The sequence below is a fragment of the Elioraea tepida genome (assembly GCF_019203965.1).
GTDB classification, from domain to species: domain Bacteria; phylum Pseudomonadota; class Alphaproteobacteria; order Acetobacterales; family Acetobacteraceae; genus Elioraea_A; species Elioraea_A tepida.
On the sequence record NZ_CP076448.1, the window covers coordinates 1,627,928 to 1,641,953 of the forward strand.

11 protein-coding genes are annotated in these 14,026 nt (G+C 72.0%); 6 read left to right on the plus strand and 5 right to left on the minus strand.

Features of this window, described 5'->3' with window-relative positions; genetic code table 11:
- The first annotated feature begins 340 nt into the window (after positions 1-340).
- Both KO353_RS07855 and KO353_RS07860 read left to right on the plus strand, forming a co-directional pair.
- Complete coding sequence (locus tag KO353_RS07855; protein WP_218287136.1) at positions 341-730, plus strand: response regulator; 390 nt, start codon at positions 341-343, stop codon at positions 728-730.
- A gap of 88 nt (positions 731-818) precedes the next feature.
- On the plus strand, positions 819-3,563 hold the full coding sequence (locus tag KO353_RS07860) for an ATP-binding protein (protein ID WP_218287137.1): 2,745 nt from the start codon (positions 819-821) through the stop codon (positions 3,561-3,563).
- 6 nt (positions 3,564-3,569) lie between these two features.
- On the opposite strand, the gene KO353_RS07865 is transcribed toward KO353_RS07860, so the two are convergent.
- Positions 3,570-4,550 (minus strand): OmpA family protein, encoded by a 981-nt coding sequence (locus tag KO353_RS07865; protein WP_218287138.1) that lies wholly within the window; start codon positions 4,548-4,550, stop codon positions 3,570-3,572.
- 81 nt (positions 4,551-4,631) lie between these two features.
- Positions 4,632-5,828 (minus strand): MFS transporter, encoded by a 1,197-nt coding sequence (locus KO353_RS07870; protein WP_218287139.1) that lies wholly within the window; start codon positions 5,826-5,828, stop codon positions 4,632-4,634.
- 275 nt (positions 5,829-6,103) lie between these two features.
- On the opposite strand from KO353_RS07870, the gene KO353_RS07875 reads away from it, so the two are divergent.
- From KO353_RS07875 to KO353_RS07885, 3 genes are all read left to right on the plus strand, one after another.
- Positions 6,104-8,269: a hypothetical protein gene (locus KO353_RS07875; protein ID WP_218287140.1), complete on the plus strand. Its 2,166-nt coding sequence runs from the start codon at positions 6,104-6,106 to the stop codon at positions 8,267-8,269.
- Positions 8,270-8,458: 189 nt separating this feature from the next.
- Complete coding sequence (locus KO353_RS07880) at positions 8,459-8,890, plus strand: cupin domain-containing protein (RefSeq protein ID WP_218287141.1); 432 nt, start codon at positions 8,459-8,461, stop codon at positions 8,888-8,890.
- Complete coding sequence (locus KO353_RS07885) at positions 8,887-9,867, plus strand: Bug family tripartite tricarboxylate transporter substrate binding protein (RefSeq protein WP_218287142.1); 981 nt, start codon at positions 8,887-8,889, stop codon at positions 9,865-9,867. Before KO353_RS07880 ends, KO353_RS07885 begins: the two co-directional genes overlap by 4 nt.
- A 125-nt stretch (positions 9,868-9,992) precedes the next feature.
- Here KO353_RS07885 and KO353_RS07890 read toward each other — a convergent pair whose 3' ends face one another.
- The 3 genes from KO353_RS07890 to hslV form a co-directional block, all read right to left on the minus strand.
- The gene (locus tag KO353_RS07890; protein WP_218287143.1) at positions 9,993-11,021 is read right to left on the minus strand and encodes a VPLPA-CTERM sorting domain-containing protein; all 1,029 of its coding nucleotides are present in this window, start codon (positions 11,019-11,021) and stop codon (positions 9,993-9,995) included.
- A gap of 272 nt (positions 11,022-11,293) precedes the next feature.
- Positions 11,294-12,607 carry an ATP-dependent protease ATPase subunit HslU gene (gene hslU, locus KO353_RS07895; protein ID WP_218287144.1) on the minus strand — a complete coding sequence of 438 codons (1,314 nt, stop codon included), beginning with the start codon at positions 12,605-12,607 and terminating at the stop codon, positions 11,294-11,296.
- Positions 12,608-12,756: 149 nt separating this feature from the next.
- Entirely contained in the window at positions 12,757-13,314 is a 558-nt protein-coding gene (hslV, locus tag KO353_RS07900) for an ATP-dependent protease subunit HslV (RefSeq protein ID WP_218287145.1), read from the minus strand.
- An 81-nt stretch (positions 13,315-13,395) separates the two neighbouring features.
- Between hslV and hisB the strand changes: the two genes are divergently transcribed.
- Positions 13,396-14,010 carry an imidazoleglycerol-phosphate dehydratase HisB gene (gene hisB / locus KO353_RS07905; RefSeq protein WP_218287146.1) on the plus strand — a complete coding sequence of 205 codons (615 nt, stop codon included), beginning with the start codon at positions 13,396-13,398 and terminating at the stop codon, positions 14,008-14,010.
- Positions 14,011-14,026: the final 16 nt, after the last annotated feature.

The following is a 14,026-nucleotide window of genomic DNA, read 5'->3' on the forward strand; positions in this document are numbered from 1 at the left end:
CGGCTTGCGGACAATATTCCTAGAGCGGTAGGATGCGTGACGTGTCACGGCACGAACCCTAGCCGCGGCGCCCGGTCCAGGAGACCGCTCCTATCGTCATGACCGCCGCTCCTCATGCGCCAGTGAGCCGAACCGCGACCGGGCTTCGGGACGTGGTCTTGGCCCGGAGCCGGCCGTGCGGCGGGGGTGAACCGCGTCGCGTGCAGAGGGGCTCCGCACTTCTCGTTGGGCGCGAACCTCGTGTAGGGTCGATTTTGAATTGTGCTGGCGCCCGGTCGGCAGCGCCCGGGTCCCCCGAGGGCCGCAGCCAAGGCCGGAGCAACAGGCCGGAGACACGCTTGTGTCGCGTTCCGTGCTCGTACTGGACGACAACCCCGACGCCGCGGCGGCGCTCGCACGCGTCGCTGCCGCGGCCGGGGTGCGCGCGACCGTGCTGACCGACAGCCGGAGCTTTGCCGCCACCTTCCGCGCGCTTGCCCCGGGCGCGGTGATCCTCGACGTGATGATGCCGGACCAGGACGGGATCGACGTGCTTCGGGAGATCGCCGCCGTCGCCCCTGAGACACCCGTGCTGCTCGTGACCGGCCATGGCGAGGTCTGGGCGCGGATGGCGCGCGACATCGGCGGCATCCTCGGGCTTGCGCGCGTCGAGATGGCGACAAAGCCGGTCTCGCGCGCGGCGGTGGAGGCGTTTCTCGCCTCTGCCGTACTCGGCCCCGCCGCGTGCTGAGGCCACGCGGCGCAGCGTGGCCATGGTGAGGCTTTCCGCTGCCCCGGCTCGGCTTTTCCGGGCTGTCGGCCGCCTGCATGGGGCGCCGATGGCGTTCGTCACGGTCGCGGCGGTCGCGCTCGCCCTCCTGTCCTGGGCCGGCTGGATGCTGCGCGAGCGTATCCTCGCCGAGGCCGAGCGAGAGATCGCCACCCAGGCCGATATCGTCCGGGCGGCGACAGCGCGTCGGCTGCAGTCTCTTCGCTTCGCCCTTGCGGGCTTGCCCTCCTGGATCGACGGGCCGATCCTCGCCTCCGGCATAGCCGACGAGGACGTGCACGAGGCGCTGAAATCGCTCCTGCAGGCCGGCGGCACGGGGGTGGGCCTGCTCGCGATTGCGCCCGACGGCAGGGTGGTCGCCTCGGCGCGCGCCGCGCCGGGCGAGGAGATCGCGCTCGGGCTGAGGGCGGCGCCGAATCTGGCCACCCTCTCGCCCCCGACGCGTTCCGGCCTTGCCATCTCGGCGGCGTTCATCTCCGGCCCTGAGCACATTCCCGGCCGGCCGATCGTCGCGGTCTCGCGCGCCCTGCCCTCGGGCGGCTGGGTGCAGGCGCTCGTCCCGGTCGATGCCCCCTTCGGCCTGTTGCCTTCGGCGGAACTCGGCGCCGGCAGCGACGCCTGGCTCGTGCGCGAGGACGGCAAGGCGATCGCCCGCTGGCCGCTTCCCCTGGCCCTGCCCGGGCCCAGCTTCCACGAGACGCCCCTGTTCCAGTCTCTGCTGCCGGCGGCGCCCGACGGGCTCGTCAACGGCCCCAGCCCCCTGGGCGGGGCGAAGGCGATCGCCGCTTGGCGCAGCCTTCCCGAGTTCGGCCTCGTTCTCCTGATCCGCCGCGATCGCGACGCGATCCTCGCCCCCTGGCACGCCGGGATGGCGACCATGCTCGCCGCCCTCGCCCTCGCCCTCGTCGCCGCCGCGCTGGCCGCCTGGCGCGCAGCGCGAACCGAGAGCGCGCTCTCGCTCTCCGAGGACCGGCTCGCGGTGATCACCGACACGCTCGGCCTGTTGCTCTGGACACGGCCCTCGCGGTTCGCCGTCTCCACTTACTTCGGCAACGCCGTCGAGCGTCTGACCGGCTACCCCAAATCGGTCCTGACGGCGCGCCAGGGGGTGTGGCGCGACCTCGTGATCCACCCCGACGACCGCGACCGGGTGACCCGCGAGTACGAAACCGCCGATCTCTCGAAGCTGCTGACCCTGACCTACCGGATCATCCGCGCTGACGGCGAGGTGCGCTGGGTCACCAGCCTGATCCGCGAAGCGCCCTGGGGCGGCATCGTCGGGGTGATCCGGGACATCACCGACCTGCAGGAGGCGAAGGAGCGGCTCGCCCGCTCCGAGGCGGAGCTCGCCGAGGCGATGCGGATCGCTGGCTTGAGCCGCTGGCGTCTCGACCTCGCAAGCGGAAGGCTCGAGCTATGCCCTCTCACCTTCGCCCAGCTCGGCCTCGATCCCGCGCGCTTCGAGCCAAGCCTTGCCAACTTTCTCGGCCTGATCGTGCCCGAGGACAGGCAGACGGTCGACGCGGCGCTCCGACGCGCCGCCGACAGCGAAGGTCCGGTCGAGTTCGAGTATCGCCTCCGCCGCCCCGACGGCGCCCTGCGCTATCGTTGGGCGCGCGCCGCGCGGGAGGGAGACGGCGCCTCGGCCGCGATCGTCGGCGTCTGCCAGGACATCACCGAGCGCCGGGAGGCGGCGGCGCAACTCGCCCACGCGAGCCGGATCGCCGCACTCGGCCAGCTCACGGGGGGAATCGCGCACGACGTCAACAACATGCTCACGGTCGTGTCGCTGAACCTCGACCTGCTCGCCGACGAGATCGCGCCCGGCACGCCAGCGGCGGAGGCGTTGCAGGCGGCGCGCAAGGCGGCCGCCGGCGGGGCGAGCCTCACCGCCCAGCTTCTCGCCTTCGCCCGGCGCCAGCCGCTCAGTCCCAAGGCGGTGGACGTGGAGGCGCTGTTCGACGAACTCCGCCCGATGCTCGCCCGCACCCTGGGCCGAAGCGTGAGCGTGACCCTCGAGGCCGAGCCGGGCACCGGAGCGGTGCAGGCCGATCCGGCCCAGCTCCGCTCCGCCCTCGTCAATCTCGCGATCAATGCCCGTGACGCAATGCCCGAGGGGGGAACGATCCGGATCACTGCGGGGCCGGGCGCTGAGGGCGCGGTCGCCTTCGCAGTGGCCGACACCGGCCAGGGTATGCCGCCTGAGGTGGCGGCGCGGGCGTTCGAGCCGTTCTTCACGACCAAGCCGGCGGGCAAGGGAACCGGGCTCGGGCTTGCCCAGGTCTACGGCTTCATCACCCAGTCGAACGGCACGATCGGCATCGAGAGCGCGCCGGGGCAGGGCACCACGGTGCGCTTCACCCTGCCGCGCGCCACAGCCGAGGAAGCGGGCGGCGCGAACGGCGCGGCCGGGCCAAGGCGGGGGGCGCATGTGCTTGTGGTCGAGGACGAGACCGACCTGAGGCTCGCGGTGGCGGCGATGTGCCGCTCGGCCGGGCTCGTGGTGTCGGAGGCGGAGAATGCCGCCGCGGCGATGGCCCTGATCGAGGCGGGCCTGCGGCCTGATCTTCTGTTCACCGATGTCAATCTCGGCCCAGGACTGGACGGTGTCGCCCTCGCCCGCCTCGCCCAGGCGCGCCTCCCCTCCCTGCCGGTGCTGTTCGCCTCCGGCTTCGTCGCCGAGGCGGAGGTGCCGGAAGGGGCGGCGGTGCTGCGCAAGCCCTACGCGCGCGAGGCCCTGCTCGGGGCGATCGCCGCCGCGCTCGCCCGCTCAACCGAGCCGGTCACCGCCTGAGCTGCGTCAGCGCTTGACGAGCTCGACGCGACGGTTCCGCGCCCGTCCCTCCTCGGTGTCGTTGCTCGCCACCGGCGCCGCCGGCCCCGCCCCGAACGGGGTGAGACGCGCCGGCGCGACGCCGTGCTCGCGCGTCAGCGCCGCCACCACGGCAGCGGCGCGCCGCCGTGACAGCTCGACATTGTAGTCGAACGCGCCCTGGCTGTCGGTGTGGCCCGCCACGATGAGCGAGATCCCTGGGTTGGCGCGCAGGAACTTCGCGATCTCCTCGAGGGTCGGGCGTGATTCGGGGCGGATGTCGGCCCGGTCGAAGTCGAACAGGATGCCGTAGAGCGCGACCTTGCCGGTGGCGCCGATCGCCTGGCCCATGGCTGTGGCGTCGACGAACTGGATCTGCCCGCCCTGCATCGGCCTCTCCTCCACCACCTCGATGAAGGCGAAGGGAACGAGGGGGCGGTTGCCCGCCGCCGGACGCTCATTGGCATAGAGCGCGACCCAGACCGTGCCGCTGTCGCGGGGGAGGCGGAACAGGCCGTAGCGCTGGCCCTCGATCACCTGCGGCAGGCCGGTCGCCCCGGCGATGCCCTCGATCGCGCCGATCACCGCGAAGCCCGGCCCGCAGGCGTTGCCGGCGCAGGCAAAGACTTGCTCGAAGCCGCGCGCGGCGAGCGCCTGCTCGTGGTTGCGGAACATCTCGAGGGCGGAACGCCCCGCCGGGCCCTCGTAGGTGATGCGCAGCTGCCGCCCCTCGACGGCGCGGCTGTTGCGCTCGTTCCGCCTTGGCCCGTCCTGGGCGACGAGCGGCTTGTCGATCAGACGCACCTCCTCGAAGGCGCGCTCCTGGAACCGGGCGATCCGCGCCCCCTGGTAGCGGCCGACGAGCGGGTGGTCGCGCGCTCCGGCGACATCGGGCGCCTGCGCTGCTCCTCCTTCCGGAGCAAGAACGACCAGGGCTGCGAGGGCGGCGGCGGAGAGCGTGCGGCGCATGGCAAGGCTCCGTCGGTGGCAGGCCGGAGAACACTAGCCTTCGCCCTGCGCCCGCCCCAAGAGCCTCGCGGGGGTCGGGCCTCAGGCCGCCCTGGCCGGCCGCGACGCCGCGGCGCCGTCAAGCCGCGGGAAGGCAAGCGCGACGGCGGCGGTCAACGCACCCGTGGCGGCGAGCGCCCACAGCACCGCCTGCATGTCGCCCGTCTCCGCATGCAGGAGGCCGACGAGCGGCGCGGCGGCCGCCGCGCCGACGAAGCCGACGAAGAACCGCACCGCATAGGCCCTCGCGCGCAAGGCCGGCGGCACGGTGCGGGCGAGCATCGCGTCGTTCACCGTCACCTGGCCGAAGACCGAGGCGATGATCAGCGCCGCGAACGGGACGGTCGCCCAGCCGCGCGCGCCGATCAGGGCAAGCATGAGCGGAAGCTGCAGCGCTGCGAGCCCGAGGAACAGCGCCCTGAGGCTCACCCGGTCGGAGAGCCGCCCGACCGAGACCTGCGTTACCGCGCCGGTGAGCGAGACCGCGAAGGCGACGAGGCCGATCAACCCGAGCGCCCCGTCCGCGGCCGCGAGCCGCTCCTCGAGGAGCTTCGGCAACAGGATCGTGACGGCGTTGAACGCAAGCCCGTTCGTCACCGCGATCAGGGTCAGAACCACGAAGGCGCGGATCGCGACCGCGCGCGGCAGCGCAGGGAACACCGCCTGAGGCCGTTCCCTCGCCGAGACGTCGCCCTTCGGCCCGAACAGGTAGAGCAGCCCGATCGCGACCGCGACGAGGCCGGGCACCGCGAAGGCCGCGCGCCAGCCGAGGCCCGAGGTGATGGCGGCGGTGGCGAGCGGGGCGAGCGAGACGCCGAGATTGCCGAACACGCCGTTGAGCCCGATCGCCCGGCCGACCCGCTCGCCCGCTGCCTCGACCAGCATCGCCGTGCCGACGGGGTGATAGATCGCGAAGAAGGCGCCGGCGAGGCCGAGCGCGACCGCGAAGCCCGCGGACGAGAGGGCGATGCCGCAGGCAAGCAGCGCGACCCCGCCGCCGAGCAGGCAGGCCGCGAGCATCGGCGCCTTGCCGAACCGTTCCGCGAGCCAGCCGACCGGGAGCGAGCCGAGGCCGTAGATCGCGAACATCGCCGTGCCCAGGGTGACGATCGGCCCGTAGCCGAGCCCGCCGAAGGCTCCCTCCATGCCGAGCACGGCGGTGGGCAGGATCAGGAGGGCGTAGTGGGTGAGCGTGTGGGCGGCGTTGACGAAGGCGATGGTGCGTGTGGCCGGGTGCATCCCGTGTTCCCTCGGTCGTCGCGAGAGCCTAGCCTGCCCGCGGGGCGCTGTCGCGCGACGAGGAAGGATGCAGCACGGACGGACGGCAGTCACACACCGCAACGATATGTGTACGGAACGCTTCGTGCGCGTGGGCGCCCGGCACGTCGGCCTGCCGCCTGCCGGCCGCGTGGTGATGCCGGGTGTGGCGCGCGGCTTGCCGCGCTCGGGCCACGGTCCTGTTCCGGAACGGTTCGCGTGCGCTAAGCTCGGCTGCGGCAGAACGGGAGGCACCCATGTCCGGCACCTGGCAGGCGGATGACCCCCGCGCGATGCTCACCACCGCCCGGGTGCCGATCGCGGTGGTCGCGCTCGCGGGGCTGATCCTTCTGCTCGCGCCGCAGATGCGCGACCTCCTCGCTGCCCTCGGCGATGACAGAGGCGGCGCGCTCCGCTTCCACCTCGCCGCCGCCGCCTGGGGCCTTTCCTCCTGGTACTGGACGCGCACCGCGCTCGTGGCGCTGCACGGCGAGGAGACGCGGAACGTGCCCGGGGCCGCCGGCTGGACCTTCCGATGGCTGCCGCGGCTTGTGCTCAGCTTCGCCTTCGCCGTGATCGCGGCGCTGCTGCTCACGCCTGGCGGCGGCCCTTTCGATGGGAACTTGCTGGTCTTCGCCCTGGTGTGGCTCGCGGCTCTCGTGTTCGTCGTGTTCCGAACCCGCCTCTTCCCGACCCCGCGGTCGGAGGCGGTGGAGGCGGTGCCGCCCGCGCCGTTCGGCGAATGGCGCGCGAGCCTGCTCGAGCGCGTGACGACGCTGCTTTCCGCCGGTCCGGGCGGATGGCCGGTCGCCCTGCTGCTCCTCGCCGCTTCGTTCGGGCTTGGCATCTGGGCGGCTTGGGACGTGATCGGCTTCGCATGCGCTTTTCCGGGAGCGGCGTCGGCGCTCGTTGGGCTTGCCGCGATCGTTCCGGTCGCAACCGTCCTCGTCGCACTCCTTGACCAGTGGGACCTGCCGGTGCTGCGACGCTTCCCCGTGGTCGCGTCGGTGCTTCTGTGGTCGGTCGCGGTCGACACGCCTCTGGTGCCGCGCCATCCGGTGCGGACCGTGCTCGACACGCCGCGCTTGCCGGCCGAGCGCGTGACCCTCGAGGAGGCAGCGTCCGCCTGGCTCGAGACGTGCGCGCCGAACGATCCGGAACCGAAAGTGGTGGTCGTCGCCGCCGCGGGCGGGGCGAGCCGCGCGGCGCTGTGGACCACGACCGTTCTCGCCGAGCTCGAGGAGAGGGCGGGTCTGCACCGGCACCTGTTCGCGATCTCCGCCGTCTCGGGCGGGGCGCTCGGTGCCGCGGTGCATTTCGCCGCGCGCGAGGAGGCGGGGCTTCGCTGCACCTCCGGGCCGGCGCCGCCGGGGCTCGCGCGCCGCGCCGAGCGCGCGATCGGCGCCGATTTCCTCGGGCCTGCGCTTGCCGCCTATCTGTTCCAGGACACCTGGCAGCTTCTGACCGGTTGGGGCCAGGTGCTTGCGGCGCGCGCGCTCGGCCGGCCGCAGGATGCGTTTCTCGTGCCCGATCGCGCTGCCGCGCTCGAGGACGCGTTCGCGCGGGCCTGGGACGAGAGCGCGGGCGACAAAGGGAGGAAGGGCCTCTTCGACCGCGCCTTCCTCGCGGGCTGGTACAGCGCCGAGGGGTTCGACCCCACCCTGCCGCTTCTGTTCCAGAACGGCGCCGAGGTCGGCACCGGCAGGCGGATCATCACCGGCCCTGTGTCGCTCGACCCGCGCCTGCCGCCGCTGCGCGCGGACATGCCCGCCCCGCCCTTCGCCGCGGCGACCGATCAGCTCGCGCTTGCGGGGGCGGATGTGCGCCTCTCCACCTCCGTCACCAACAGCGCGCGCTTCCCCTACGTGACGCCTGCCGGAGAGGCGAGAAGCCCTGACGGCTACCGCGTGCAGGTGGTCGATGGCGGCTACGTGGACAATCTCGGCGCCCGAACCGCGTGGGAGATCGCCGACGCCCTGGTCGCGGCGGGCGCTGAGCGTGGGCGTCGCGTACTGCCGATCATCGTCGCGATCACGCCGCATGGCGAGCAGGGGCTGCCGCCGAGCGAGGTGGCGCGCTGCGACAACCGCGGCGCGCCCGCGCCGCCGACGCCGCCCTCCGAGCGTGCCGCCGAGCTGGTCGCACCGCTGATCGGTCTTGCCGGAACGCGTGCTGGCCACAACGCGCTCGCGCTCGAGACGCTGCGACGACGCTACTGTCCCTCCGCCGAGGACGCGCGCCAGCGTTTCTTCCATTTCTACCTGCCCGCCCTGTGTGCGCGGGCGGGGCAGTCGGGGTGCGAGGACGTGCCGCTGAACTGGGTCCTGTCGAAGCGGATGCGCGACCACATCCTCGCCCAGATGCGCACCGACCCCTGGAACCGGGCCGAGGCCGAGCGGCTCGCGGCGCTGCTCGGGCGCTGACCGGGCGTCTTGCCGGCGCAAACGGCGCGGGCTGCACGCCACAGCCTGCCGGACGCGGCCCACGCCGAAGCGGCGGCGGCCCAGCTCCGCCCGCGGCACGAGCGCCGCGTCCCCGCCGATCCGCGAGGTGGCGCGCTTGACGGTTCTCCCTCTCGGCCCTTAGGGTGAGGATACGGGAAGGAAACGGGCATGACGGAAGCGGCGACGGCCGTGTCGCGCGGCGGACCGAAGGTGATCCGCGGCAACGAGGCGCCGTCCTACGCGCCTGCGAACCATTCGGGGACACGCAACCGACGCCTGATCGCTCCCGGAACGGTCGGCGCGCGCGGCCTCGAGGTTGTGCTCGGCGAGATCGTGCCGGAAGGGGTCGCGCACCGCCACCTCCACCCGGAGCTCGAGCAGGTCTGCTACCTCCTCGAAGGCCGGCTCCGGATCGAGACGCCGGACGGAACGGCCGAGCTCGAGCCGGGGGACTGCTGCTATTTCGCGCCCGGCGAGCCGCATCGCGTCGTCGCCACCGGGCCGACGGCGGCGCGGCTCCTCGTAATCTATGCCCCGCCCTACGGCGAGGACCCGGGGCGGACGGTCGTTCTCGACGGGCGGACGGAGGAGGGAGGATGAGACCGCTTGATCGACGCCGGCTGATCGCAGGGGGGCTCGCGGCGCCGTTCGTCGTCGCCGGAGGGCGGGCCGTGCGGGCAGCGTGGCGGCCGGCGCGGCCTGTGACGCTGGTCGTGCCGTTCGGTGCCGGTTCGGGCACGGACCAGGTGGCACGGACGCTGCAGCCGGCCGTCGAGGCCGCCCTCAACCAGCGCCTCGTCATCGACAACCGTCCCGGTGCCAACGGCACGCTGGCGGCGACGGCGGTCGCCCGCGCGGCACCGGACGGGCATACGCTGCTGTTGACGACGAACACGCCCCAGGCGGCGGTGCTCGGCCTCATGCGTCAGGTGCCCTACGACCCGGTGAAGGACTTCACGCCGATCCAGCGCTGCGGCAACTACGTGTTCTGGCTGACGGTCGGGCCCGAGTTTCCGGCGCGGACGCTGGCCGAGTTCCTGGCCGAGGCGCGCCGTCGGCCGGGGCAGGTGACCTATGCCTCCGGCAACTCCACCGGGATCGTCGCCGGGGCGGCGATCGCACGCCAGGCCGGGGTGCAGATGGTGCACGTGCCCTACCGGAGCACGCCCCCGGCGATGCTCGACGTGATCGCCGGGCGGGTCGATTCCATCGTCGTCGATGTCTCGGCGTCGCGCGGCCATGTCGAGGCGGGGCGGTTGCGCCCGCTCGGGGTGACCTCGCGGAACCGAAGCGCGCTTGTGCCCGACCAGCCGACGCTGCACGAACAGGGGCTCGCGGGGTTCGACATCGTCGCCTGGGCCGGGCTCGTGGGCCCGGCCGGGCTGCCGGGCGGGATCGTCTCGGCGCTGCATACTGCGTTCGACGGGGCGCTCGCGGATGCGACGGTGACGGCGAAACTCGCCGCCCTCGGGTTCGAGGTCGTCCGCGACGGGCCGGAGGGGTTCGCCGCATTCATCCCGGCCGAGATCGAGAAGTGGACACGCCTCGTTCGCGAGGCGGGGATCGATCCGGAGTGAGGCGGAAGGGCCGGGCAGCCCGCCCCCCGATCTGTCGCCCCCCGTTCCGTTGGCGGAGTGTGACGCGCGCGCGACGGCGGCACAAGCGCGAGGCGAGCTTCGGCGTGCGTTGGCCCCGAGCCGGCTCAGCGACGACGGCGCGCCGCGGCGAGGCCGGCGAGACCACCGAGCAGGAGCAATGCTGAAGCAGGCTCTGGCACAGGGGTGGGTATGGGCACAGGGTCGGGGGCTGGCTGTGGGGTCGTCGCGCTGCCCGACAGGAAGCCTGACTCAGAGAGGAAGGCATAGCCAGGAGGCAGTGTGGCGCGGATCACCGCCGTGTCCCAGAAGTCGAGATGGGTCGTCGCGGCCCCGGCTGCTGCCTCGCTGTTGACCGTGGCGGAGAGGTAGAGAGAGGCGGAGAACTCAAGCACGCGCTCCGGGCCGATGGCCGCGATCAGGTCGGTTATGGGGATGTCTGAGATGAAGCCGAACCGGCGGGCCTCCGCGAGCCCCTCGACGAAGATGTCGTCGAACGTACCGCCACTGCCGATCTCACGATTGAACAACATCTCCTCGCGGCGGTCGAACCTGAACCCCTGGGTGATCATCTTGTTGTAGGTCAGCAGATACGGGACCGGCGCATCGGGGTTGCTGGGATCGAAGAAGGTCGGGTCGCGCAGGCTGAAGCCGGCAAGGATGTAGAACTCGGCGACGTTGAACGGAGAGCCGGGAGAGACGATCCTGCCGTCGATCTCGAAGCGAAGCCTGAGCGCATCGCCGGGGGCGACGCCCGACACCGGCACCGCGAGTGTGACGCGCTCGTTGAAGGCAACTTCCGACGTGCCGAAGCTGTTGCGCGAGGGGTGCTTCGGCACGAGCACCTCGGCCTTCAAAGATGCATCGGGAAGGCTTGCGCGCCCGCGAGAGATCGCGTCCTGGGGCGCATACCAGTTCGCCGACGGATCATCCGGCGTCCTGACGGACGCCTCGGCGACCGTCCGGTCGGACACCGTTTCGCCGCAGCAGACGAGATGGTCGCGCAGCGTGGCGTTGACGATCACGCGCGTGCCAGGCTCGAAGATCGGCCCTGCGGCTGCGGTGTCGGCAAAGAACGGAGCGGCGGCAAAAGCTGCCGCGGCGAGGCAGAAGCGGAAACGCGATTCCTTGATCATGTGAACCCCTCAAGCTCAGGCGTGCTTGCGTTCCGGGCATTGACCGATTCTGGCCGCGAGCCCCAAACCCCCTGGCGTCTCGTATAGCCGCGGCGCGCAGCACCGGGCAAGTGACGTTTCGCGATCATCCTCCGCCAGAGAGAAGCGTTGCAAAACCGAACAGGGAGATCGCACAAAAATCCGCCACGAAAGGTAGTAATCACGCCTGGTTGGACGACAGTCACGTTTACGTCCGAGCGTCGTTTTCTACCGGCGTGCTCTGCCCGGGGCCGTCAGAGGATGAACCGAGAGAGGTCAGCGTTGGCGGCGAGCGGGGCGACGCGCTCGCGCACGTAAGCCGCATCCACCGTCACCGTCTCGCCCGGCCGGTCGGCCGCTGTGAAGCTGATCTCCTCCAGAAGCTTCTCGAGCACGGTGTGCAGCCTCCGGGCGCCGATGTTCTCCACCCGCTCGTTGATCTCGGCGGCGAGGTCGGCGAGCACCTCGATCGCCTCGTCGGTGAAGACGAGCTCGACCCCTTCGGTCGCGATCAGCGCGCGGTACTGCTTGATCAGCGACGCCTCCGGCTCGACCAGGATCCGCTTGAGGTCGTCGCGCGAGAGCGGCTTGAGCTCGACGCGGATCGGCAGCCGCCCCTGGAGCTCGGGCAGAAGGTCGGACGGTTTGGCGAGGTGGAAGGCGCCGGAGGCGATGAACAGCACATGGTCGGTCTTCACCGGCCCGTGCCGGGTTGCGACCGTCGTCCCCTCGATCAGCGGCAAGAGATCGCGCTGCACGCCCTCGCGCGACACATCCGCCCCCTTGAAGCCGCCTTCGCCGCGCGCGCAGACCTTGTCGATCTCGTCGATGAAGATGATCCCTTGGTTCTCGACCGCGGCGATCGCCTCCGTCCGCACCTTTTCGTTGTCGAGCAGACGGTCGCTCTCCTCCTGCGCGAGCACGCCGCGTGCTTCCGCCACCGTCATCCTGCGCGGGCGTGTGCGGCCGCCGAACAACTTCTGCATCATTTCGCCGATGTTGCCGAGCTGGTTCGGCGGCATGCCGGGGAGGTCGATCTGGCCGATCGGCAGCCCGGGCGCGGGCTCGGCCACCTGCACCTCGATCTCCTTGTCCTCGAGCCGCCCCTCGCGGAGGAGGCGGCGGAACTTCATCCGCGTCTCGGCCGAGGCGCCCTCGCCGACGAGGGCGGTGACGAGCCGTTCCTCAGCGGCGAGCTCCGCCTTGGCCGAGACCTCCTTGCGCAGACGCTCGCGCGTCATCGTCATCGCCACCTCGACGAGGTCGCGCACCATGCTCTCGACGTCGCGGCCGACATAGCCGACCTCGGTGTACTTGGTGGCCTCGACCTTGAGGAACGGCGCCTGGGCGAGCCGGGCGAGGCGGCGGGCGATCTCGGTCTTGCCGCAGCCGGTGGGGCCGATCATCAGGATGTTCTTGGGCAGGACCTCGGCGCGCAGCTCCTCGGGAAGCTGCTGCCTACGCCAGCGGTTCCGAAGCGCGATCGCGACGGCGCGCTTGGCCTCCGCCTGGCCGACGATGAAGCGGTCGAGCTCGCTGACCGTTTCGCGCGGGGAAAGGTTCGTCATCGCAAGGTCTCCGGGAGGCGGGGGATCATGGCGTGGCCCCTCGCACCCTCCGGCGTGAGTGCCGCCCTCCCGCTGGTCGGGCGGCGGCCCGCGACCAACGGGAGCGGGCCTCTCACGCCTGGGGGTGCGGTGGAGGCCGCCCTCCCCCGCTATAGGGTTTCGACGGTCAGCCGGTCGTTCGTGTACACGCAGATCTCGCCTGCGATCGCCATCGCCCGCCGCACCAGCGCCTCCGCGTCCATGTCGTCGCGGTCGATCAGGGCGCGCGCAGCGGCGAGCGCATAATTGCCGCCCGAGCCGATGCCGATGATCCCGTCCTCCGGCTCGAGCACGTCGCCATTGCCCGTCACGACAAAGCTTCGCCCCTTGTCGGCCACCGCCATCATCGCCTCGAGCCTTCGGAGGTAGCGGTCGGTCCGCCAGTCCTTGGCGAGCTCAACGCAGGCGCGCTCGAGCTGGCCCGGGAAGCGCTCGAGCTTCGCCTCGAGACGCTCGAGCAGGGTGAAGGCGTCCGCCGTCGCGCCGGCGAAGCCCGCGAGTACCGCGCCGCCGCCGATCCGCCGAACCTTGCGCGCATTCGCCTTCACCACCGTCTGGCCGAGGCTGACCTGGCCGTCACCAGCCATCGCCACCTTCCCCTCCTTGCGCACGCAGAGGATGGTGGTGCCATGCCAGCCGGGGTCGCCCGGCCTTCCCGTCCCGTCCATGCCCTGATAGATGGCCTGCCCGCGGGCGGGCGGCAAGGAAGGGGGTGGCCGGGCTGCGGGCGAGGGCGTAGAACGCGCCGCATGACAGCCCCCGCCGTGCCCGTGCCGCCGCGACGCGCAACCCTCACCCGCGCCACTGCCGAGACGCGCATCACCGCGACCGTGGATCTCGACGGAGCGGGCCGCGCCGAGGTCGCCACCGGGATCGGGTTCCTCGACCACATGCTCACCGCCCTTGCCCGCCACGGCCTGATCGACATCGCCCTCACGGCCACGGGCGATCTCGAGGTCGACGCCCACCACACGGTCGAGGATGTCGGACTCGTGCTCGGCCAGGTGGTGGCGCAGGCGCTCGGCGACAAGCGGGGGATCACCCGCTATGGCGCCGCGCTCGTGCCGATGGACGAGGCGCTCGCCGAGGCGGCGGTGGACATCTCCGGCCGCCCCTTCCTCGCCTGGAACGTCGCCTTCCCCACCGAGAAGGTTGGCGCGCTGGACACCGAGCTCTTCGCCGAGTGGTTCCGCGCCTTCGCGGTCAACGCCGGCATCACGCTGCATGTCACGCTCAAGGCGGGAGCGAACAGCCACCACATCGCCGAGGCCTGCTTCAAGGCCCTCGCCCGCGCCTTGCGCCAGGCGATCGCGCCCGACCCGCGGGCGGCCGGGGCGATCCCCTCCACCAAGGGGGTTCTCTGAGACGATGCGGGCCGGC